The sequence below is a fragment of the Corynebacterium mendelii genome, assembly GCF_017307055.1.
In the GTDB taxonomy this organism is placed as follows: domain Bacteria; phylum Actinomycetota; class Actinomycetes; order Mycobacteriales; family Mycobacteriaceae; genus Corynebacterium; species Corynebacterium mendelii.
The window spans coordinates 663,297-685,469 of sequence record NZ_JAFLEQ010000008.1; the positions used below are offsets into that span (position 1 = coordinate 663,297).

A 22,173-nucleotide genomic window follows, 5' to 3' on the forward strand; every position below is an offset into this window, starting at 1 on the left:
CCGCGGGCGGGCAGTGCTCGGGTGGGCCTGTGCGGTGGCAACGGCGGTGGCGGCCGCGGTGTACCGGCAGTCCGCAGCCCTGACGGTTCACGGATCCGGGCAGGAGATCGCCGCCACCGGCACGGTGGTGTCCTATCCGCATCCCACCGCGCGGGGACACTACAGTGTCTCACTGGTTGTCGACGGCACCCGCTGCGCGGTGACGGCACTGACCGGTAATGACCCCGGTCTTATTCCCGGAACACCGGTCAGTGTCACCGGCACTGTCCGGGAAACCACCCGGGTGGCGGTGTGCCCCGTGATCATCCGCGCCCACAGACTGGTTGCCGGCGGCCCGGCCGGGCCGCTGCGCACCTGGACCGCCGGGATTCGGCGGGAGTTCGCCGGTCTGGTTGCCGAGCGGGCCGATGGATCCTCGGCCGGGCTGGTCACCGGCATGGTGCTGGGGGATACCTCTGCGCTGAGCCAGGAGGCCAACCAGCTCTACCAGGACACCGGGCTGTCGCATCTGACAGCGGTCTCGGGGTCGAATGTGGCCATAGTCATTGGCTGCGTGCTGGCGGTCCTGGCGGCGGTGAAGCTGCCCGTGCCGATAAGAGTGGCGGTCGCGGCTGCCGCACTGGCGGGGTTTGTGGCGCTGGTGGGCACGGAGCCGAGTGTGCTGCGGGCCGCGGTGACCGGATACATTGCGCTGGCGGCCATCGCCACCGGGTCGCAGGCCATGGCGGTACGGTCGTTGTCTTGGGCGGTGATCGGGTTGTGCACCGTATTCGCCGACATGGCGGCAAGCTACGGATTCGCCCTGTCGGTGGCGGCCACGGTGGGCATTGTGGTGGTCTATCCGCGGCTGGAACAACCGGTCGCCAAACTGGGGTTTCCCGGCCCTGTCACCCGGGCGGTGGCCATCGCCCTGGCCGCCGACGTGGTCACCGCCCCGATCATTGCGCTGATGGTGGGGAGATTGTCGACGGTGGCGGTGGCCGCCAATGTGCTGGCCACCCCGGCGGTCGCGCCGGTGACAGTCATGGGTTTCATTGCTGTGGTGCTGCTGATTGCCGGTGCCCCGGCCGTCATCCCGGGGCTGTTGGTGACAGCCTGCCGGCCGTTTGTGTGGTGGATCGACACCGTGGCCGGCGCCTGCGGGAATCTGCCGCTGGCCACCATCTCCCTGCCGGAGGGGACAGCCGGCGTTTTCGCGGCCCTGCTGGTGGTGGCCTGGACGGTCACGGTCATCCACACCCGGTGGGGTGCCAGGATCACGGTCGGCCTGGTGGTGGCCGCGGCCGTGGGACTGTGTGTGTCCACCTGGCGGGCCAGCCCACGGATATCCCCTGGGAGCCTGACCCCCATCACCGTGGCCACGGTCGATGAGATCACTGATCTTCCGCCCGGGACCGGGGTGATCATCGTCACCGATCCGGCGGGCAGGCCACACACCCGGCCGACAGTCACCCGGGAAGGAATACCGGTGCTATTTCCCAACCGGGACGGACCGGTGACCATTCACCGCGACGGCAGCCAGCATGCGGCCAGCGGCAAGTTTTGAACAAGCGCGGAGAAAACAAGCCGCTGCAGCCGGCAATGATCCCGGAATATCCGGTTGTGAGCGGTCGACGAACACTGGCGTTTCTATGGCACATCCGGCATGGCGGTCCCGTTGTCCTCGATGCGTCTTGTGTGATTTTCAGTGGCTGTCACGCCGTGTGGCGGGGGAGGATCCACGTCGTGGCGCCGGGTGCGGGTACGTGGTCGGGTGGAGCGGGCGCCGGTGTCTGGCGGAGTCCCCGTGGTCTGGCACCATGGTGGATGTGAGTACGAAGTCCTTTCCCCCGGTGCACCTGATCCTCGGCGATGAAGCGTTTCTGGCTGAACGCACCCGCCACCGGATTGTCACTGAGGCCAGAAAAACCCTGCCCAAAGGTGCTGACATGCAGATATCCCTGCTGTCCGGCCGGGGACTGGAGGCGGGGGTGTTCGCCGAGGCGACCAGCCCCTCCCTGTTCGGTGATGAGCGCATTATCGCGCTGACCGAAGCAGAGGAAACCAACAAAGATACCCAGGCCGCCATTGTGGCTGCCGCCGCCGATCCGGCCCCCGGGGTGGTCGTGATTATCCAGCACAAAAACGGCCAGCGCGGCAAACCGCTGGCGAACAAGCTGAAAAAAATCGCCGAGACCCACACTGTCGCGCCGCTGAAACAAAAAGATAAGCCGGGCTTTGTCAAACAGGAATTTGCCTCCCACAAGGTCAATGTCACCCCGGATGTGGTGCATGCCGTGTTGACCGGTGTCGGCAGCGATCTGCGGGAGCTGGCCAGTGCGGTTTCCCAGCTGTGCGCCGATACCGGCGGCAATGTCACCGTGGAGACGGTGCGTGACTACTATGTCGGAACCGCCGAAATCAGCGGGTTTGAAATCGCCGATCTGGCCTGTGCCGGGAAAACCGCCCGGGCGGTGGCGGCCACCCGCCGGGCCCTGCAGCTGGGCCATGAGCCGGTGATGCTGGCCGGGGCATTGTCGCGGAAAGTCGCCGGTATCGCCCGGCTGTACAACCTGCAGGGGCGGGTTGACTCCTACGCTTTGGCCGCCGAGGTCGGTATGCCGCCGTGGAAAGTGGAGCAGACCGTCCGGGAAGCACGCACCTGGTCCGGTGACGCGGTGTCGAAGGCCGTCATCGAGGTGGCTGAGTTGACCGCTGATGTCAGGGGCCGCTCCCAGTCGGCCCCCTATGCCCTGGAGCGGTCGGTGACAACCATCGCCCGGCTGGCCGGGGGATGACACCTGCTGGTTTTGAAAAAACAACCGGCCCCCGCTCAAGCGGGGGCCGGGACGGCAGTGGGAAAGGCACAGGGAAATAAACAACACCGGCTGCGGCGGGGGGGCACCTTTTTTTAAAACAGGTGCACCCGTGGCCGGGCAGCCGGTGTGGGGAAACAGCCGTGAACCGGCTGGCGGAAAACCTAGGCCTTCTCGTCGGTCAGCTTGTTCAGGGCCTTGGCCATGCGCGACTTCTTGTTGGCCGCATTGTTGCGGTGGAAGACGCCTTTGGTGACGGCTTTGTCCAGGCTGCGGGAGGCGGCGCGCAGCTGAACGGCGGCTTCCTCGGCGTTGCCCTCGGCCACCAGTGCACGGAACTTGCGGATTTCGGTGCGCACGGCGGAACGCACGTGCTGGTTGCGCTGGCGGCGCTTTTCGTTGGTCTTGATGCGCTTTTGCTGCGACTTGATGTTGGCCATGATTGATGTACCTCTTTAACGTGGCTCGAAAATGTGACGTGTCATCTGTGGCGGAAACCGGCGACATAACCCTGCGGTTTTCTCCGGCCCACCTGCGACGGCCCCAAGGTCCTGGTCGTTCCAGCAGGTGGCTGATCAGGGCACGGTGTGCTCCTGGTCCAACAGACAACCTTGGAAAGACTACCAGCAGCAGGGCGGTGCCGCCAATTCCGTGCCGTCACCCGGCCGGGGCGCGTTATCCCCAGCCGTAGACCGACCGCAGCATGGAGGCCACCCGTTCGAAACGGCGCTGCGGCAGCACCGTGCCCTGGCGGCGGATACTTGATTCGGGGACCTCGAGGGTGATGTCCATGCGCACGAAACAGGGCCTGCCCTGTTCATCCCAGGCGCCGGAACCGATTCCCAGCCAGTTGTCTTCCGTGGCGTGCTCGGCTGCCGGGGAGATCAGCAGACCGAGAATGGTTTGCCGCGCGCGGCCGATGACCAAAATCGCCCGGTCGACTGATTGTTTCGGATTGTCCGGGCGTTGGACGCGAATCCAGACCACTTCCCCCGGATCGGCCTGCCCGTCCATGTCGGGGGCGTAGAAGATATTGCGCGCCAGCGCGGCCGTCGGCTCGGCGGAGTAGTCCACCGCCCCGCGGGTTGTGGTGGGGGGCAGCTGCTCGTCGTCGAGGCCCAGACGTTCACCGATCAGCCGCAGTCCACGGTCGAGCGGTTCCTCTTTGTGCAGGCCCAGGCTGGCCCCCAGGCGCTGCCACCAGCCGGGGTCGTCGATGTTGGAGTGCCGCATGGCTGATAAGTCTAGCCGCTGTCGGGCTGGTCTATCCCGGGGCATGCACCTGCCGTGTGGGGCCGGTCGGGGTGTGCGCCGCTTGTCCGATGCGTGGCCGGGCCACGGTCTCGGGTAGTCTCAGGTGTGGTTTTTATCCGCTCGCTACCGGGAAGGAACCCGCACGAGATCACCATGGTGAACAACTTTGCCGAGCACACGTTCACGGATCCGGAACAGATCCGCAACTTCTGCATCATCGCGCACATCGACCACGGGAAGTCCACCCTGGCTGACCGGATTCTGGGGCTGACCGGAGTCGTGGAAGCACGCGACATGCGGGACCAGTACCTGGACAACATGGATATCGAACGTGAGCGCGGAATCACCATCAAAGCGCAGAACGTCCGTCTTCCGTGGGTTCCCCGCACCGGCAAGCACGCCGGCGAGGAAATCGTCATGCACCTGATCGATACCCCCGGTCACGTCGACTTCACCTATGAGGTCTCCCGGGCGCTGGACGCCTGTGAGGGTGCGATCCTGCTGGTGGATGCCGCCCAGGGCATTGAGGCCCAGACGCTGGCGAACCTGTATCTGGCCATGGACAACGACCTGGAGATCATCCCGGTTCTGAACAAAATTGATCTGCCGGCCGCCGACCCGGACAAGTACGCCGACGAGATCGCCCACATCATCGGCTGTGAGCCGGAAGAGGTGCTGCGGGTATCGGGTAAAACCGGTGAAGGTGTGGAGGCCCTGCTCGACCGGGTGTGTGAACTGGTGCCCCCGCCGAGTTCAACTGTCGGCGCCGACGCCCCTGCCAGGGCGATGATTTTCGACTCGGTCTACGACACCTACCGCGGTGTGGTCACCTACATCAGGGTGGTTGACGGCAAACTGTTCCCGCGCGACAAAATCAAGATGATGTCGACGGGCGCCACCCACGAGCTGCTGGAGATCGGCATCGTTTCGCCGACCCCGAAAAAGTGCAAGGGGCTTGGTCCCGGTGAGGTCGGCTATCTGATCACCGGTGTGAAAGAGGTCCGCCAGTCGAAGGTGGGCGATACCGTCACGTGGGCGCACAACGGTGCCGATGCCCCGCTGAAAGGCTATGCGGAACCGAAGCCGATGGTGTATTCGGGTCTGTTCCCCATCTCCCAGGCCGACTATCCCGATCTTCGCGACGCCCTGGAAAAACTGCAGCTCAATGACGCAGCCCTGACCTTCGAGCCGGAAACCTCGGTGGCGCTGGGCTTTGGTTTCCGCTGCGGGTTCCTCGGCCTGCTGCACATGGAGATCACCCGGGACCGCCTGCAGCGCGAATTCGACCTGGATTTGATCTCGACTGCGCCGAGCGTGAACTACCGGGTGATCACCGAATCCGGCGAGGAGATGAAAGTCCACAACCCCTCCGACTGGCCGGACGGCAAGCCGAAGCAAGTGTGGGAGCCGATCGTGAAAACCACGGTCATTGTTCCGGCCGAGTTCGTCGGCCCCACCATGGAGCTGTGCCAGTCCAAGCGCGGCCAGATGGGGGGCATGGACTACCTGTCGGAAGACCGTGTGGAGCTGCGCTACACCATGCCGCTGGGCGAGATCATCTTCGACTTTTTCGACATGCTCAAATCCCGCACCAGGGGCTACGCCTCGCTGAACTACGAGGAAGCCGGCGAGCAGGAATCCGATCTGGTCAAAGTCGACATTCTCCTCCAGGGGGAGCCGGTGGATGCGTTTTCCGCGATCGTGCACCGCGACAATGCCCAGTGGTACGGCAACAAGATGACCGTGAAGCTGAAGGAGATCATTCCCCGCCAGCAGTTCGAGGTCCCCGTCCAGGCGGCCATCGGCTCCCGGATCATTGCCCGGGAGAACATCCGCGCCCTGCGCAAAGATGTGCTGGCCAAGTGCTACGGCGGCGATATTTCCCGCAAGCGCAAACTGCTGGAAAAGCAGAAGGAAGGCAAAAAGCGCATGAAATCCATCGGCAGTGTCTCGGTGCCGCAGGAAGCCTTCGTGGCGGCGCTGTCGACCGACGACAACTAGGAATTGGAGACGTTGCTCCCGCCGCGTTGAAACTGCCCGCCGCCGCGCGCAGGCGGCCATCCGGTTTACCCGGATGTTTCCCTGTGCGAGGCGATTGTGTGCCGTCCGCGTCCAGCACGCGCCGGGGGATGCGGCGGGTTTTTAGGACAATGACGCCGATGGAGGGTTTGTGCCATGAGGATCCGCCTTGCCGCAGCCGGGGATGCGGCCGAATTCGTGCGGCTGAAGGAACTGATTGTCACCGGCTCCTATCCCTTCGACTATTCCCCGGCCCAGCTTGCGGCTTGGCGGCCCCGGGCGCGGGAAGCCTTCATCGACCTGGTGGGCCGGGATGATCATGTGCAGTTCGTCATCGACCGGGATGACGGGGGCCGGTTGGCCGGATGTGTGTCTGCGGCACTGGAACGGGTACTGCCGTCGCCGTCCTGGCCCGCTGTTCACGGCTATATCGGGGATATGGCGGTGGACGACGATGTTCGCGGCCTCGGGTGGGGCACAAAGCTGCTGGACCGGGCGATGGACTGGTGCGTGGCCTCGGGAGCGGAAACCATCCGGCTTACCGCCACTGCTTCGGCAGTGGGGTTTTACCGTGCCGCGGGTTTCCGGCCGGAGGGGGGCCACGAGGCTTTCCAACATATGCGGTGGTCTGCCCCGCAGCCGGACTAGCCGGCGGGTGGTTGTGCTTCCCGCCGCCTGCGGTGGGGTGGTTTTTTCTTTCAGGCCAGATGGTCGGACAATTCGTCGAGGATGTTGTCCACCGCCGGGAGGCAGCGTTCCCGGTCGCTTGCCACCATGCCGATGCGGGTGCGCCGGTCCACAATATCCTCGGCCGACAGCGCCCCTTCGTGGGTGATGGCCCAGGCGATTTCGGCGCGGGTGTAGGGCACCGATTCTGCGACCGGTTCCAGCGGGTTGGCGATGGGGCAGCTGTCGACCAGGTTGGGGGCTTCCAGTCCGAAGCGCTGCAGCATGGTTGACGGCAGGCCCGCCATGCGCCGCTGGTTGGCCGTCGGGGCGCCGTCGTTTCCCGGCGAGCCGATCAGCGGGATGGTGGCGGTCACACACCGCCCGACCGCGGACAGCCCCCGGGTGTGGCGGACAACGGTGTCGACGGCCTGTTCGGCCATGAAACGGTATTCGGTGAGTTTGCCGCCGACAATGCTGATTACACCATCCCCGTTGATGATGGTGGCGTGTTTGCGCGACAGGTCGGCGGTGCCGCCTCCTTCGGCGCCCAGCAGCGGGCGCAGACCGGTGAAGGTTCCCAGTACCTCGCTGCGGGCAAGCGGCCTGGCCAGATAGGGGTTGAAAATTCCGAGCAGAAAATCGATGTCACCGTCCCCGGCCGGCGGCACATCGGGGATCGGCCCCGGCGCATCATCGTCGGTCAACCCCAGATAGATGCGGCCCGGACCGCCGGGAAGGGTGAAACAGAACCGGGAGACCGATCCCGGGTGGGGGACAGTCAACGAACAGCTCGGATTGCCCAGCCGGTCGGCATCCAGCACCAGATGCGTGCCCCGGGAGGGGCGGATGCTGATGCCGCTGTCGATGTGGGCGGCCCACACACCGGTGGCGTTGACCACCGCTTTGGCGGTCAGTTCATAGCTGTCGCCGGTGAGGGTGTCGGTGGCGGTGACACTCCGGCCGGTGGCATGGCTGACCCCCAGTTTGGTGATCACGGTCGCCCCGTACTGCACGGCGGTGCGGGCCAGGGCGGTGACCAGCCGGGCATCATCGGTGAGGGTCCCGTCAAAGTTTTTGATGCCGCATTTCAGCCCCTCGCGGCTGATTCCGGGGAACAGTCTTTTGACCTCGTCGGCGGTGATGAACCGGGAACGCGGCAGGGTGGTCGCGGTGGTGCCGGCGGCAATGCGCAGCATGTCCCCGGCGAAAAAACCCATCCGCGGCAGCAGGGTTCCCACCGGTCCGGTCCCGTCGGTGACCGGAATGACCTGGGCGAGTTTGGCGGTCAAGTGCGGGGCGGTGCGCTCCATCAAAATGCCGCGTTCCCGCGCCGAGCGCATGGCAATGCCCACATCGCCTTTTGCCAGGTAGCGCAAACCGCCGTGCACCAGTTTCGACGACCACCGGGAGGTTCCGAAGGCAATATCGTTTTTATCGACCAGCACCACCTTCAATCCCCGGGTGGCCGCATCCAGGGCCACCCCGCAGCCGGTGACCCCGGCGCCGATGACAATAAGATCGATGGCGGCATCGTTGGCGGATACCTCTTCAAGCCACCGGGTCCGCCGTGACCCGTTGATCACGGGGGAGTCGGTGATCCGCGGCCGCGGGGGGTTGGGTGTGCTCTTGCTCATCGGTTACTCGCATCCGTGGGGTGGTGCACCCGGGGGTCCGGGTGTGCGGTGCCAGCCGGACAAAGCCGGGTGCGTGCGCATGTTTTTCAAAAACAGGTCGACAAAACAACTACGAAACCTACCGCACCCGCCCGACGGGAGTGGCGTGGCTGCCCATCGCCGGGTGGGCTGCTGGCCGCGGTGCGGAGAACTTCCGGGCCGGCGGAACATAGCCGCCGGTGACCGTGTATTTGTCACCGGTGATCCGCGGCCGCGGTGACGGCTACGAATCTACCCGCCGCGCGGGTGGGTTTTAGCGATGAAAAATCTTTATCCCCGCTGTAGGGGGGCTTAACCTGCCGGGGAGGGACACGGGATGGGCCGGTGGGATAGCTTTGGGTCCATGACCGCTTCCACACACACCTCCGCCATGTCGTCGCCTGTCGCCCCGGACGCATTGGCCGTCCCCCCGATGCTGTATTACGCGTGGGCCACCGACGATGATGCGGTCAGCCTGCCGGAGCCGATCAAAGGGATGATCGGCCAGGTGCTGGGGGCCACCAGTGACAGCGCCCGCCCGGTGCGGGACGCTGACAGTATTGAACTGACCCCGGTGCGGCTGGAAGAAGAAGACCTGGACTGCCTGCGCGGCGTGGTCGGTGAAGCCAATGTCTCCACCGAACCCGGCCAGCGGCTGCCGCGCAGCCTCGGGAAATCAGGCATCGACCTGTTTTTCTTCCGGGGCGGTGATGACGTGTTGGACGCACCCGACGCGGTGGTCGCCCCCCACACCGCCGGGCAAGTGCTGGAAGTCCTGCAGTGGGCCGAACACGCCGGGGTTGCTGTGGTGCCCTTCGGCGGCGGAACCTCCGTGGTGGGTGGCGTCGCCGCTGTCACCGGCGGACACCGGGCGGTGATCTCCATTGACATGCAGCATTTCACTGCGGTCGAAGATATCGACCACGAATCCGGGTTGGCCACCCTCGGGGCGGGACTGACCGGCCCGGAAGCGGAGAAACTGCTGGCCGCCGAAGGACTGCAGCTGGGCCACTACCCGCAGTCTTTCCCGTACGCCACCATCGGCGGCTATGCGGTGACCCGGTCGTCGGGCCAGTCATCCTCCGGCTACGGTCGCTTCGATCAGATGGTGCACTCCATCGAAATGGTCACCCCCCGCGGCATCATTGACATCGGCCGCGCCCCCGCGTCGGCGGCGGGACCGGATTTGAAGGAACTGGTCCTGGGTAGTGAGGGCACGCTGGGGGTGGTGACCAAAGTGCGGCTGAGAGTCCATCCCGTGCCCACCGTCACCTTGTATGCCACCTACCATCTGCCCGATTTCGACTCCGGGGCGAAAGCCGTGCGGATGATCACCCAACAAGGCATCCAGCCGACGGTGATCCGGCTGTCGGATGAGGCCGAAACCGCCGTCAACCTGGCCGGGCACGGCAAAGACACCCAGGCGCCGGTGTCCGGCGGCTGCCTTGCGGTGTGCCTGTTCGAAGGCGACGACAACCAGCGGGAGCTGTTGGCGGCGCGCCGGGATGCGGCACGGGCGGTTGTGGAGCACTGCGGCGGCACCGACATCGGTGAACAGCCCGCCATCAAGTGGGAGAAAAACCGTTTCGACGCCCCTGTGCTGCGGGATGCGCTCATGGACAACGGGGCGATTGTCGACACCGTGGAAACCGCCTGCGACTGGTCGAAGGTGCGCCTGGTCCATGATGCTGTCGGCGAGGTACTGCAGCAGTCGTTCATCGAGGGCGGAACCCTGGCGCTGGTGATGTGCCACATCAGCCATGTCTACGCCACCGGCTGTTCGCTGTATTTCACTTTCGTTGCGGGCCAGCGCAATGATCCGGGACAGCAGATCAGGGATGCGAAAAAAGCGATGCTCGACAAGGTCACTGAACTGGGGGCCACCATCACCCACCACCATGCCGTGGGCACCGACCACCGTGGATGGATGGATGAGGAGATCACCGGTACCGGTGTGGAGATCCTGCGGGCGGTGAAAAACCGGCTCGACCCGGCGGGCATCCTCAATCCGGGCAAGCTGCTTCCCGACCCCGGGCAGTAGACGGTGCGGTGTGCCGGGCGATGCCCCGGCGGGGTGGGCCGGGGTGGGCGGAGCACCAGCGGTTTCCCCATGATTGTCCCCGCGACCATATAGTTTGGGTGCGCAGGTTTTGCAGAAAACTTGTCCGCCATGAGCATCTGTCCGGGTTCGCCAGAAAGGTAGCGATCAGCGCGATGACACCACCACTCCCGCCTGCTGACGCCGCCGACGGTACCGGCGACAGGGTGTACCCCCGCAAAACGGCGTTTCCGCCGTCGTCGCACATCTTTGTTGAACCCAGTCACTGCCCGGCGCCGTTTCAGGCCGGTTTTCCCGCCATTGCCAGTGTTTTTCCGAAAGGCCAGGACAAAGACACCGTGCTTGGCGGGGCGGGGATGAACTATGCGATGGGTTTTGAGCGCATCAACTCGGTGGCGGTGCTGACCAATCCGCATTCGGGCAAAGGCTCCGGCATGTCGACCATGGGCCGTGCCCTGGACCGTTTCCGGCAGCTGGGGGTGACGGCGGTGGCCTACCACGGCACCGGACCCCACGACTCACGGCGACTGGCCCGGGAAGCGATGGCGGATGGGCGTTTCGACGCGATCGTGGTCTGCGGCGGCGACGGCATGATCAACCTGGTGCTGCAGGAAACCGCGGCCTCCGGGTTTCCGGTGGGCATCATCGCCTCCGGCACCGGCAACGACCATGCCCGGGCGTTGGGGATTCCCCACCAGTGCCCGGAGATGGCGGTGGAGGTCATTGCCGCCGGTTTCACCTCCACCTTCGACCTGGGGCTTGTCACCGGCGGTGATGGCTCCCGCAACTGGTTCGGGACCGTGGCCTGTGTGGGCCTTGACGCTGCTATTTCTGAACGCACCAACAAAATGAGCTGGCCGACCGGGGCCACCCGCTACTATGCGGCCATTATCCGGGAGCTGGTTGGTTTCACACCGGCCCGCTACACCCTGACTTTGGACGGCGCCGCCCCCATCGGGGCATTGCCGCCGGCGGCGAAAAAACATCTGCAGGATCAGCTGGCCGCCAGCGGGGACCGCCTGGTCATCGACCGCCCGCTGGTGCTGGCGGCCTTCAGCAACACCGGCACCTACGGCGGCGGCATGAAAATCGCCCCCTACGCAGACGACAAAGACGGCCTGCTCGACATCACTGTTGTGGAGGCCTGCAGCAGACGGCAGCTGATCGCCAACGGCACCAAGTTTTTTTCCGGGGCACTGACCTCGCAGCCGGAGTACGCCTCGGTCTACCGCTGCCGGAAAGCCACCGTAGAAGCAGCCGGTGCGTCCACCTGCTTCGCCGACGGGGATCCGATGAGTCCGCTTCCCGTCACCATCGAATGCGTTGCCGGTGCCGGAAGGTTCATTGTCCCGGTTCCTTGAAAAGCCGCACACAGCCGGACGGCGCCCGCACCCGGCCCGCCCGGCAGGGTGGATCAGCGCGGCAGCCGGGGCTGGGGTTAATCCGTGTGCCCAACCCGGGGCAGTGACTGCACCGGCGCTGGTAGTGTCAGTGCCGTAACGGCGTCTTCCCCGCCACCCGCAGCCTTGTGCCGGCGGTGCCGGGGGATTGTCCGTCGGCCGTATCGTGCTGCCGCGGGGCCACCGACCCCACCCCGGCACTGTCATTTCCAAGGAGCCAGCGAACCCCATGTTTGAATACCCCATCGGCTACGAGACCATCGGTTGCGTCGCGATGCTGACCAACCCGAAGGTCGGCTCCGGCAGTGTGCGCCATGCCGCGGAAGAAGCTATGGAACGCTTCGGCGTGCTCGGGGTCGAGGTATTTACCTTCCAGGGTGTTGACCTGCAGGACACCCGTCGGTTGACGCGCCAGGCCATCGAAGACGAATACGATGCGATTGTGGTGTGCGGCGGCGACGGAACCGTCAACGTCGCCCTGCAGGAGGTCGTCGGCACTGACATGCCGCTGGGTATCATCCCGGCCGGTGTCGGCAACGACCATGCCCGCCAGTTCCGGCTGCCGACCTCCCCGGAGTCCGCCGCCGACATCATCTACGAAGGCTTCACCACCACCTCCGATGTCGGCAAACTCACCGACTCCAAGGGTGAGTCCCGCTACTTCGGTACCGTGGCCTGCGCCGGTTTCGATGCCGCTTTCGGCAACCGGGTGGCCGGACTGCACCTGCCGACCTCCAAACTGGGCTACTCCGCTTCGGTGGCCGCGGAATTTTTCAATATGACCCCCCGGCTCTACCGCATCGAGTTCGAGGGCCTGGATGAGGTGCCCTACATCGACGAGGAAGCCCGGGCCACCCGCATCGCCCGCGACGGCCAGGCGGCCGGATCCGGTGATTCGCTGGTGCTGGAAAGAAGAATCAATCTTGCCGCCTTCGGCAATTCCCGCTACTACGCCGGCGGAATGATGGTCTGCCCGCGGGCAGACCACCACGACAACTATCTGGATGTCACCATCATCGAAGACGCAAGCCGGATCGGTGTCATGCGCTCCTACCTCGGCTTCCGCAAAGGCACCCACCTGGACTACGAGTTCTGTTCCTCCTACCGCTGCCGCAAAGCCACCATCGAACTGCTCGACAAAGGCCCCGACACGCTGGCCGACATCGACGCCTACGCCGACGGTGACCCGATGCTCAGCCTGCCGGTGACCATTGAATCGGTCCCGGCTGCCGTGCGCTTTATCGTCCCGGCCCCGTAACAGACTAAAAAGAACTCCACCACCGGCAGGCAGCGTGGCACCGTCGGCCCGTACAACGTCCGGGCCGGCGGTGGGTTCGGCCGGTAAAACAACCAGCTGGACTGTTACCGGCGGGTGTGGCCGCGTCACCGCCTGCCCCGGATGTGTGTGCCCCGCACTTCAGTGATGGGGGAGGGGGTATTGTGGGTTGTGGCGGTGTCCCCTCGCGTGGCCCGGGGCGGGGCCATCGGTCCGCTGCCGCAAATGGGTGCGGCAACCGCGGCCCTGTCCGCCTGCCGGGCGGGCACGGGAAGCGGGGTCATACGCTGGGTATTTCCGGTGCTCAACGGCAATGACCGGCTGGTGGGGCAGCTGGCTACCCCCAGATTGCAGAGGATGGAAAATGTATGTTTCGGCAAAGGAACACACTTCCCGTCTGTCGCTCTAGGCTTGCGTAACGGCGGTGACGCAAGCAGTGTGGGGCGCCATCACCCCTGCTCACCGGCGGAAAAGAGGGCGTGCACAACCGCGGGGCCGCTCGGTCTGGATGCACTGAAAGTTGATTTGGGCTGAAAGTTACGCCAAAAAAATAAAGAAACCAATTCATTGTTTCGGGGGTTGAAGGTTCATTTCAACGCTGATTCAACTGGTAACGTTGCCGGTGAACCACACGGGCGGATGCCTTCCGGTACCCGCTGTGACTAGGGCTTTCCCTCGTTGCGCCGCCGTTGGGTCACGCTTGACGAAAGAAGCGCGGCACACCGGCTGTGGTTCACCAAGACGAGTCAGTTGTCTTCCATCCCACCCGGATGCCCATCCGGGGACGATGGCTGGGGACACTGTGCCATATCATCCGGGCGTTGTTGGAAGGCGGCGGCCGGTGTACCACGATCCGGCACACCCGACCCCCAGGCGCTGCTCCGCGGAAACGGAGCAGTTGTGATTGGCACTGTATTTTCCACCGCCCATGTGGGAGCTGACGGCGACGGAGGGTACACCCGTCTGAGAAACCAATTGTCGAGGTTTGACACGAACCGGGCCCCGGGAGGGCGCCGATCGGTGGGTGGTACGGCACGGGAAGGATGCCGTACCACAACACAACCACCCGGCGCCTTGCCCCGGTGCTTTTTCCGGTTGGACCCCAGAACTCAGTCGCACGAAGCTAGGAGCATGCAATGCCTGATTACCCGATCGGATATGAGCCGATCGGAACCGTCGCTTTGCTCACCAACCCCCGGTCCGGTTACGGTTCCGCCCGTCACGCAACGGAACGTGCCCTGTCGCACTTCAACAAGCGCGGCGTGGAATCGGTGGCCTTTACCGCCATGACAGCCGAAGACAACGGCCGGTTGATTCGGCAAGCCCTCGACGACGATGATTTCGATGCCATCGTAGTCTGCGGCGGGGATGGCATGATCAACTCCGCATTGCAGGAAACCGCAGACACCGGCATTCCGTTGGGGATCATTCCCGCCGGTTCCGGCAATGACACCGCCCGCCACTTCCGAATCCCGATGGATCCGGGGGCCGCGGCCGAAGTCATTGCCGATGGCTTTGTCACCACCACTGATTTGGGCCGGGTCTCAGATGACAACGGCCAATCCAAATGGTTTGCCACCCTGCTCGGCTGTGCCACGGACGCCTATGCATCCCGCCGGGCCGATTCTTTGACCTGGGCGAAAGGTCCGAACAAGTTCACCCTCGCCATTGCCCGTGAGATCATCAGGCCGACCACCCACACCTACCGCTTCGAGCTGGAGGGCGTGCGGCCAATACCGTTTCTCAGCGATGCTGAAAACGCCCGCCGTATTGCCCGTGACGGAGAAATACCCGATGATGGCCGGGTGGTTATTGAACGTCAGGTCGGTATGGCCACCTTCGGCAACACCCGCTGCTTCGGTGGTGGCCGGGCCGTGTGCCCGCGGGCCGACCACCGGGACGGGATGCTCGATTTCACCATCGCGGAGCTGTGCAACCCGCTGATGTATGTGAGGTATTTCAACGACTTTGGTTCCGGAAACCACGCCGATGTTCCCTTCGTGACCAGCTACCGCTGCCGGCGTGCCCGCGTGGAATGCCCGGCCATGCGCACCGCCGCCCACGGTGACGGTGAACCCCTGATGCGGGTGCCCTTTACTGTGGAGGCAGTCGAAGCCGCCGGCCGCTATATCGTCCCGGCGCCGTAGAAAACATAACCAACATCCCGCGGGCGACAGGCTCTGCGGGCATTGAAACCGGGCGCGTTCGTCCGGCCGGGAAAGTGGAAGGTTTCCCGGGCCGGACATTTTCGTATGATCTTGGTCGATCAGCGCGGCACCGATATATGAACATTCATGATCAGGCCTTTTGTCCGCTCTTACGGAGATGAGGGCCAGTCGGCTGAAAGGAAGGTATGCCTTTTCATTGTCGTTGTTCTTTATTGATAGATCTTCCGAATATTGGGTAAAAAGCGACTGCCTACCCCCATGCGGGGGTAAGCAGGTCCCTGAAATCTTGTTATCTTTATGGCGTTTTTGGCCAGGAAGGGTAAAGTTTAGGGCAGAGCATGACAACAGATCTACGCAGCCGTGAGCGCGAGATTTCGATACAAACTCCAGTTCCCGACGGTAACCTGCAGCAACCAGGTTTCCTCAGCCGTTGGACAAGGGCTGGTGGAGTATGGGATATCCCGTTTACGGAGCCTTTCTCCTAAAAGGTTGCCGTAGCGTCGTGCATCTGGCTTTAAGACGAATGGGAACGTCTTTCAGCTGTATATAAAGAGCAGTGGTTCGGTCGTTTTGGTGCGGATCGAGACGCTGCTCTTTATTTTTTCCGGTGAAGTCCACGATGGCGGGGTGCCGTTGTGGGCTTGAGGGGCCGGGGTTGGTTTCGGGGAAAAATATTTGGGCAGATCAAACGCCGTCGCCGCATGTTGAGTCTCGGCGGGGGCACATTGCCGCCGTCAAAGCGGTGGTGTCCCTCTGTCTGGGACTAGGGGGTAGTGGGATTGAAATTCGGGGGTGGGCTAAGTATTCCTTTTGAATCTGTCTTCTTTTGGGGACGATAGGTTGGATACAACTAATAAGTTGCATAAACCAATGGGGGGCGGCTAGGGGCCGATGACCTGCGTAAAATAGCGTGACGGTTGATCGGGGATTTAGTGTGATCTGGGGAAGGGAATGGGCATTCCTTTTTCTGTCCCAACCGCTTGTTGTCTGCCGTGGCGGGGATCTGCCTGCCGGTCAACTGTGGGGAACTGGGGGCGGGGGTTTGGGGGTCGGCATTACCGGGTGTGTGTTGTGCACGTGTGCCCGGCCGCGGTGCGGCAACAGCGACAACCACTGTCTTGTTTCGGGACAGTGGTGGGTTATCCATCCGGCGCATGTTCCTGTGGCGGCCGGCGTGGTGGATATCCGCGAAGCCGGGGCGAAAAGCCGGTGACTGTGTCTGGCACGTGCGGGTCAACCGCCGTGAAGAACCCCCGGGGGCAACGCATGGCGCGCCCCGCCCGGCCTGGGGAGGGTAAGTTGTGAAAGCTTCTCAGCGCTTCTTCCGGGGGGCCATCCGGGGCATCCGGGTCGTATCCGGATCCTTTGGGTGGGGGCTAAAAAATGAGGGTCCACAATGCCATGTGGACCCTCACTCAAACTCAGGTGGAAGGAAGACTGCAGATGCCGCACTCGGGGGATCCTGTTGTGGCTTCGGGACTTTCTGGGAGGAAAGCGCCGGTGGGCCGTGATGGGAGCGGATCAGCCGGGGGCATGAGCGTCTGAAGGAGCACGTGCCGTATAGAAACCTCCTGTGCGTGTTTCGCGTTGTTGTCATCGTGGGGCTAATGTCGTTCGCCCGTTACTTTCAACCATAGATCCGCAACGGGGTGAAATCCACCGGGAGTGACGAAGGCAACAATGGGAAACGGGCAGTACCGGGTATGAATCTGGCAACCCGGTTGAATGGCCGCCGCGACCACAGCTGATCGGTGGGGTGGTCCCGGATATAGGTGCGCCCCGGTTGATGGCCGGGGCGGGGGTGTCCCGCAGACTTCTGGGGGTCTGCGGGGCGATTCGGGGTGGTTTTTTAGTGGAAGTAAAGGCGGACGACAGCGTAGACTTTGCCGGTTTTATCGTTGGCGGCGATGCCTACTCCCATGGCCGTGAAGTTGTCTTGGTGCAGGAGTTTGTTGTGTTCGGGGCTGTTTTCCCACTGCCAGATGAAGCGTTCGGCGGTGTCAGAGCTGTCGATGTTGTAGCGCATGGCGATGATTTCGCCCATTTTTTTGCTGGCGGGGTCGTGGTCGAACCAGTCGTATTCGGCCATGTGTTCCGCCCAGGCCTGGGCGGCGACGCTCATGGTCGGGTCGAGGCGAAGGGGGCCTTCTCCTTGGTGTGCCCGGTGCCGGTTGATGTTGGTGGCCATCTCGATGGCTTTGGCGCGGTAGACCTTGTTCGTCCAGATGTCCTGGGATTTGTCGAAGTCTTTGCCGAGCATGTCTGTGGCACTGCGGGCGGTGTTGTCGGCCGTGTAGTCGGCGGCCATTGGGGTGTTGGTGGTGGCTGTGGTGTGTGTTGCGCGGGAGCCGCTGGGTGCGGTGGTGTCGTATTCGGCTTGTCCGCCCGCCGAGATGGAAAGTCCGTTGCTGATTGCGTCGAGAATGCCAGCGTTGGCTGCGGGGGCGAACCCTGTGAAGGCGACTGCCGCTGCAACTGTCGCCGTCAGGAATTTGGTGCGAATGGTCGTGGCCATTTCGGTCTCCTAGGTGCGTGTAAGTTTTTGGAGTTTTGTGCTTCACCCGGTTTGGGAGTGTCCGGGTTTCCTCTGAAGCGGTGGGACGCGGTGTGAGTGGGGGCTTCACCTGGATTGGGAGTCCGGGTTTCCTCTGAAGCTTTATTCTCATCGTGTCCCGTGAAGGCTAACTGCTTTTGCCTTCGGGACCAATACTATCCCCTCCGAACTCATTTGGTCTACTGAACTAAATATGGTCACCACCTTATTGGGGGTGATTTGAGGGGGATAACGCTGTTTCCCCAGGTTGGAAACCGTCGGATGTCGGGACGAAATGTGACGAAACAATGATCAGCGGACGTTGAAAACGACCAAAAACGGGCCCAAAACGATCGAAAAAATATGTTGGTGATCGATACTGTTAAGGCTTATCAAACGTATTAGTGCTGGTTAAAAGTTCTCTCCCCCGAAAGCAAACGCTGTTATCTCCCCGGAGCTACCCCCGATACGGGCATAATCCAACTATTGATGAGTTAGTCTATTGTTGATTGAATTTCCTTTTTGTTGCCGTGTCGGGTGTGTGTTGTGGTGCTTTTTAGTGTGGCCGTTCGAGTCATTTGTGCTGGTGAGGGTGTTTTTGCGGGTGTGGCGCGGCGCTCTGTGGTGGGTGCTGGGCGATCGTTGGGTTACGGGGCCGAAAGTTAAGGTTCGGTAGGGATAGGTTTGGTGAAGAAAATAAGTTATGTGCTGGGGAATTGGGTGTTGCGTGGGTTGTGTCGGCCCGGCTCTTCCTTTAGCGGGGGGTAGTTTTAGGGGTAATAGTTATATGTGGGGAAACCTTTGACAGGGTTCTCTCTTTTCTGGTGTAACGGACGTAGATGCGGCAGGACGCAAAAAACCGGCCGCAGTGTCTGACAGACACCACGGCCGGATTGATGGCGGCAGTTGTTCTACTGTTGTTCTTCCCCGGTAAGCATGGTCAGAAGGAGGATATTGCCGGATTCCGGGGCGGAGTCCGGGCAATCGACCCGGTGGAGCGAGTAAGCGGGAAGATGGGCAACCGTGCCGGGCGCCAGGTCGATGGTTGTGTCACCGCAGGAAAAAGTCAGTGATCCCCCCAGGCACTGCACCGTGATCGGGTGCGCGGCTTTATGGTCGGGGAGGCACTGGCCGCGGCAGAAGTTGAAGGCGATCAGATTTGCCCTGTCCCCGCTGAAAAGTCGTTTAACCGCGGGACGTGGCTTGCCGGGCTTGGGGTCGGGGACAAGGTCGGTGACCGGGATAACGGTCATCGCGGTCACAGGCGATGCGGCTGTGCCGGGATGGCTCTCGGGTGCTGAAGCAGCCGGGCCAAAAGAGTCCGGGGTGTGGGTTGGTTCATTCGGTGTGGCCGTCATAGTCAGCGAATCGGCTCCTTGTGATCGTTTGTTGTCCGCCACGGGTGGATGCTGCTCACCGGTTTTATCAAAAGCTTGTGGCGGGTGCCTAGAGAAATTTTAACCCTTCCGGGCCGGTTGGCCGGGCTGCGCTGCGAGTGTGAGGGGAGCAAAGCCAGTGGTTAACACGGTCTGCCGGGTAGCTTATGGCTTGACGAAGACCACGCCGATTGCCCGGAGATGTTCTTTGTTGTCGCTGAAACACCTGCGCATATTGAGCACCCGTTTGCGCAAATCTTTGTTGCGCAGAACGTTGAAGATAATTGTGGCCGTACCTTTGATTCCCTCGTCGGCGAGCAGCCGTTTGGGTTCCAGCAGTGCCATGGCCTCGAAGCGGTGGCACTCGGGGGAAAATCCTGCCTGGCGTCCCAGTTCTTCCCATTCGCTGCCGGTTAACGGGCGGGCGTTGACTTTGATGGAACGGGCCAGCGCCCGTTGGATGTCTTGTTTGGTCTCGTCGGCCAAGTCATCGGGTTGGAGGGCCAGTTCGTGAATGGCGTAGAGGCCTCCGCTGCGCAGAAGACGGTGTGCTTCCCGCATTATTTCGAGTTTGTGTTCGTTCGTGGTCATGGTCAGCATCGCCTCGCCGATAACAACATCGGCTGATTCAGCCTCCAGGCCACTGTCGGCGGCGGAACGATTGACGATACGGTGGTTGTCGTCCGCCGGAATTTTGGAGGACACCATGGCGACCGCATCGCTGTCCTGCTCCACGCCGCGGTAGGTTTTGGGCCGACAGTTGATCAGCTCAACGGCAGTAATCCCCAGTCCGGGCGCAAACTCCACAACATCGTGGCCGTTGACGGGCAGCCTGTCGAGCAGCCAGTTGGTCAGTTCTCTGCCGCCCGGGCGCAGAACTTTCTTGCCCGCCCGTGCAAGCAGCCAATGTCCCTGTGCTGCTTCATCGGACCGGTTGCTCCCGGGTATCACATGATCCTGATCAGACATTTCAATCTCCTTTTTCTGGGGACGGCCCCGAGAAAACACGGGATGGCCCAAGTGTGGTGCCATGGCGGACGTGCCGTGGACTTTATCATCACCGACGAGCCGGTTGACTGTCTCTTTGAGCTTAGCCGTGCCTATGTCACTGATGGCCGGTCAGGTGTCCTGCCCCGGTACCGGCGCGGCGGCACCGGGCACCGGAAAAGCGCGTGGTAGGCCCGGTGGGCAACAGCTGCACAAGCGCCATTGTTGCTAACTGGGGAGGGGAAACCCTGCGCTCACAATATCGTCAGTTGACGGAAAAAGGGCTCTGGGGGGTGATGGAATAGGGTGGGCCGGTTTCTGCCGGTGGCAGGTGACAATGAAAACCCGATGACTGTCGGCGATGAGCAAAATCCGGGGAGGGAAATAGCCGTTAGCCCCCGCCACATTTCTGTGCCGGGGGCTGGCTCCCGTGAAACTTCGCTCCGTTCGAAGGCGTCGGTTGTAATCACCGACGTGCTCCCATGCTGTCGGTACCAACACCTTCGATGGGCCGTAATGCGAAGAACTCGGGGATCATTCACACGGTTCCCAGTTTCCTGGAAGAGATCGAAGTGGCTGTGGAATCCGCCCCAGAGGTGGGCTCGTCGTGGATTCCACGGTTTCTTCGACAACCCGGACAGTGGCGTTTCAACAACGCCCTGCCGGGAGTTTTTTCAATTGTTCGGGCGGCATCAGGTCCCCGGGAAGCTCTCGGTGTTCACGGTGCCTGATCTTTTTGCCTGCCCGGATGGCTCAGTTGTAGTAGAAGCGAACCACAGCGTAGACTTCGCCGGATTTCTCATCGGAGGCAATGCCGACGCCCATGACGTTGAAGTCCGACTGGTAGAGAACCGCGTTGTGCTCTTTGCTGGCTTCCCACTGGTCGATGAAGCGCTCGGTAACGGTGGGATCTTTGAGATCGGTGTAGCGCATGGCGATGATCTCACCGTTTTTCTTGGAGGCGGGGTCGTGGTCGAACCAGTTGTACTTGGCCATGTGTTCGGCCCAGGCCTGGGCGGCGACGCTCATGGTCGGGTCGAGGCGGAGGGTGCTTTCGCCGTGGTGTGCGCGGTGGCGGTTAACCAGGTTGGCCAATTCCACGGCCTTGGCGCGGTAGACCTTGTTGCTCCAGACATCCTGGACTTTATCGAAGTCCCTGGTAAGCATGTCGGCGGAGGTGTCGGTCCGGTGGTCGGCCGCGTAGTCGGCAGCCATCGGGGTACTCGTATCAGCGGTGGGGGTGAAGCTCCGCTGGTTTGAGTTGCTGGTCGACCCGCGGGTCTGTGTGGGTGCGGTGGTGTCGTATTCGGCTTGTCCGCCCGCCGAGATGGAAAGTCCGTTGCTGATTGCGTCGAGAATGCCAGCGTTGGCTGCGGGGGCGAACCCTGTGAAGGCGACTGCCGCTGCAACTGTCGCCGTCAGGAATTTGGTGCGAAAAGTGGTGGCCATTTCGGTCTCCTTGGTGCGTGTAAATGGTGCTGTCCCACCCGGTTGGGAGTTCCGGGTTCCTCTGAGACGGTGTGTGGGAGTCGTCGTGAACTGTGCTTCACCCGGTTGGGAGTTCCGGGTTCCTCTGAAGCGTGGTTCTTAACTTGTCCCCGAAGGCTAATGTCCTTTGCCTTCGAGAGCAATACTATCTACGGCAAAGTCATTTCGTCTAATGAACAAAATAAGGTCACTCCCCTTACGGGGGTGGTTTCTGGGGTGGGGTCTCCCTTTTTGCAGGTGGCGTTCAATCAACTTACGGTACAGAAAGTGACGAAATGACCATCAGCAGTTGTTGAAAACGCTGAAAAGACAGTCAAAAACGGGTTGAAAAATATGTTGGGTGGCGATAGCAATACGGCGTTCAGTATTTAAAAGCACTGGTAGAAAACTCTCGCAGGCGAAAGGAAACTTAGTTAGCCCCCTTTAGATACCCCCGATTCGGAAATGAAGTCACATTTAAACGAAAATAACTATTGCAAAATGGCGGCCCGCCACCT

General features: G+C 62.5%; 15 protein-coding genes. 8 read left to right on the forward strand and 7 right to left on the reverse strand.

Annotated features, from left to right (window positions below):
• Positions 1-1,546, forward strand: a 1,546-nt coding sequence (locus tag JZY06_RS06115; RefSeq protein ID WP_207119183.1) for a ComEC/Rec2 family competence protein, incomplete at its 5' end; no start/stop codon positions are given.
• A gap of 262 nt (positions 1,547-1,808) precedes the next feature.
• Positions 1,809-2,777, forward strand: coding sequence for a DNA polymerase III subunit delta (gene holA / locus JZY06_RS06120; RefSeq protein ID WP_330617148.1), 969 nt, complete (start codon positions 1,809-1,811; stop codon positions 2,775-2,777).
• Between the two features lie 182 nt (positions 2,778-2,959).
• Here holA and rpsT read toward each other — a convergent pair whose 3' ends face one another.
• Positions 2,960-3,235, reverse strand: a complete 276-nt coding sequence (gene rpsT, locus JZY06_RS06125) for a 30S ribosomal protein S20 (RefSeq protein ID WP_207119186.1) — start codon at positions 3,233-3,235, stop codon at positions 2,960-2,962.
• A gap of 235 nt (positions 3,236-3,470) precedes the next feature.
• The gene (locus JZY06_RS06130; protein ID WP_207119187.1) at positions 3,471-4,028 is read right to left on the reverse strand and encodes a type II toxin-antitoxin system PemK/MazF family toxin; all 558 of its coding nucleotides are present in this window, start codon (positions 4,026-4,028) and stop codon (positions 3,471-3,473) included.
• 174 nt (positions 4,029-4,202) lie between these two features.
• On the opposite strand from JZY06_RS06130, the gene lepA reads away from it, so the two are divergent.
• Complete coding sequence (gene lepA / locus JZY06_RS06135; protein ID WP_207119188.1) at positions 4,203-6,050, forward strand: translation elongation factor 4; 1,848 nt, start codon at positions 4,203-4,205, stop codon at positions 6,048-6,050.
• 174 nt (positions 6,051-6,224) lie between these two features.
• Complete coding sequence (locus tag JZY06_RS06140; RefSeq protein ID WP_207119189.1) at positions 6,225-6,716, forward strand: GNAT family N-acetyltransferase; 492 nt, start codon at positions 6,225-6,227, stop codon at positions 6,714-6,716.
• Between the two features lie 50 nt (positions 6,717-6,766).
• Here JZY06_RS06140 and JZY06_RS06145 read toward each other — a convergent pair whose 3' ends face one another.
• Positions 6,767-8,371 carry a glycerol-3-phosphate dehydrogenase/oxidase gene (locus JZY06_RS06145; RefSeq protein WP_207119191.1) on the reverse strand — a complete coding sequence of 535 codons (1,605 nt, stop codon included), beginning with the start codon at positions 8,369-8,371 and terminating at the stop codon, positions 6,767-6,769.
• Positions 8,372-8,753: 382 nt separating this feature from the next.
• Here JZY06_RS06145 and JZY06_RS06150 point away from each other — a divergent pair, with 382 nt between their 5' ends.
• The 4 genes from JZY06_RS06150 (at position 8,754) to JZY06_RS06165 (ending at position 15,271) form a co-directional block, all read left to right on the forward strand.
• Positions 8,754-10,430, forward strand: a complete 1,677-nt coding sequence (locus JZY06_RS06150; RefSeq protein ID WP_242516665.1) for an FAD-binding oxidoreductase — start codon at positions 8,754-8,756, stop codon at positions 10,428-10,430.
• A gap of 173 nt (positions 10,431-10,603) precedes the next feature.
• Positions 10,604-11,809, forward strand: a complete 1,206-nt coding sequence (locus JZY06_RS06155; protein ID WP_207119193.1) for a diacylglycerol kinase family protein — start codon at positions 10,604-10,606, stop codon at positions 11,807-11,809.
• 268 nt (positions 11,810-12,077) lie between these two features.
• Complete coding sequence (locus JZY06_RS06160; protein ID WP_207119195.1) at positions 12,078-13,106, forward strand: diacylglycerol kinase family protein; 1,029 nt, start codon at positions 12,078-12,080, stop codon at positions 13,104-13,106.
• A gap of 1,154 nt (positions 13,107-14,260) precedes the next feature.
• Positions 14,261-15,271 (forward strand): diacylglycerol kinase family protein, encoded by a 1,011-nt coding sequence (locus JZY06_RS06165; RefSeq protein ID WP_207119196.1) that lies wholly within the window; start codon positions 14,261-14,263, stop codon positions 15,269-15,271.
• Between the two features lie 1,870 nt (positions 15,272-17,141).
• On the opposite strand, the gene JZY06_RS06170 is transcribed toward JZY06_RS06165, so the two are convergent.
• From JZY06_RS06170 to JZY06_RS06185, 4 genes are all read right to left on the reverse strand, one after another.
• Entirely contained in the window at positions 17,142-17,807 is a 666-nt protein-coding gene (locus JZY06_RS06170) for a CAP domain-containing protein (protein WP_207119198.1), read from the reverse strand.
• 929 nt (positions 17,808-18,736) lie between these two features.
• Complete coding sequence (locus JZY06_RS06175; protein WP_242516666.1) at positions 18,737-19,183, reverse strand: cupin domain-containing protein; 447 nt, start codon at positions 19,181-19,183, stop codon at positions 18,737-18,739.
• Positions 19,184-19,366: 183 nt separating this feature from the next.
• On the reverse strand, positions 19,367-20,170 hold the full coding sequence (locus JZY06_RS06180) for a class I SAM-dependent methyltransferase (RefSeq protein WP_207119199.1): 804 nt from the start codon (positions 20,168-20,170) through the stop codon (positions 19,367-19,369).
• A 771-nt stretch (positions 20,171-20,941) separates the two neighbouring features.
• Positions 20,942-21,637 (reverse strand): CAP domain-containing protein, encoded by a 696-nt coding sequence (locus JZY06_RS06185; RefSeq protein WP_207119201.1) that lies wholly within the window; start codon positions 21,635-21,637, stop codon positions 20,942-20,944.
• Positions 21,638-22,173 lie beyond the last annotated feature (536 nt).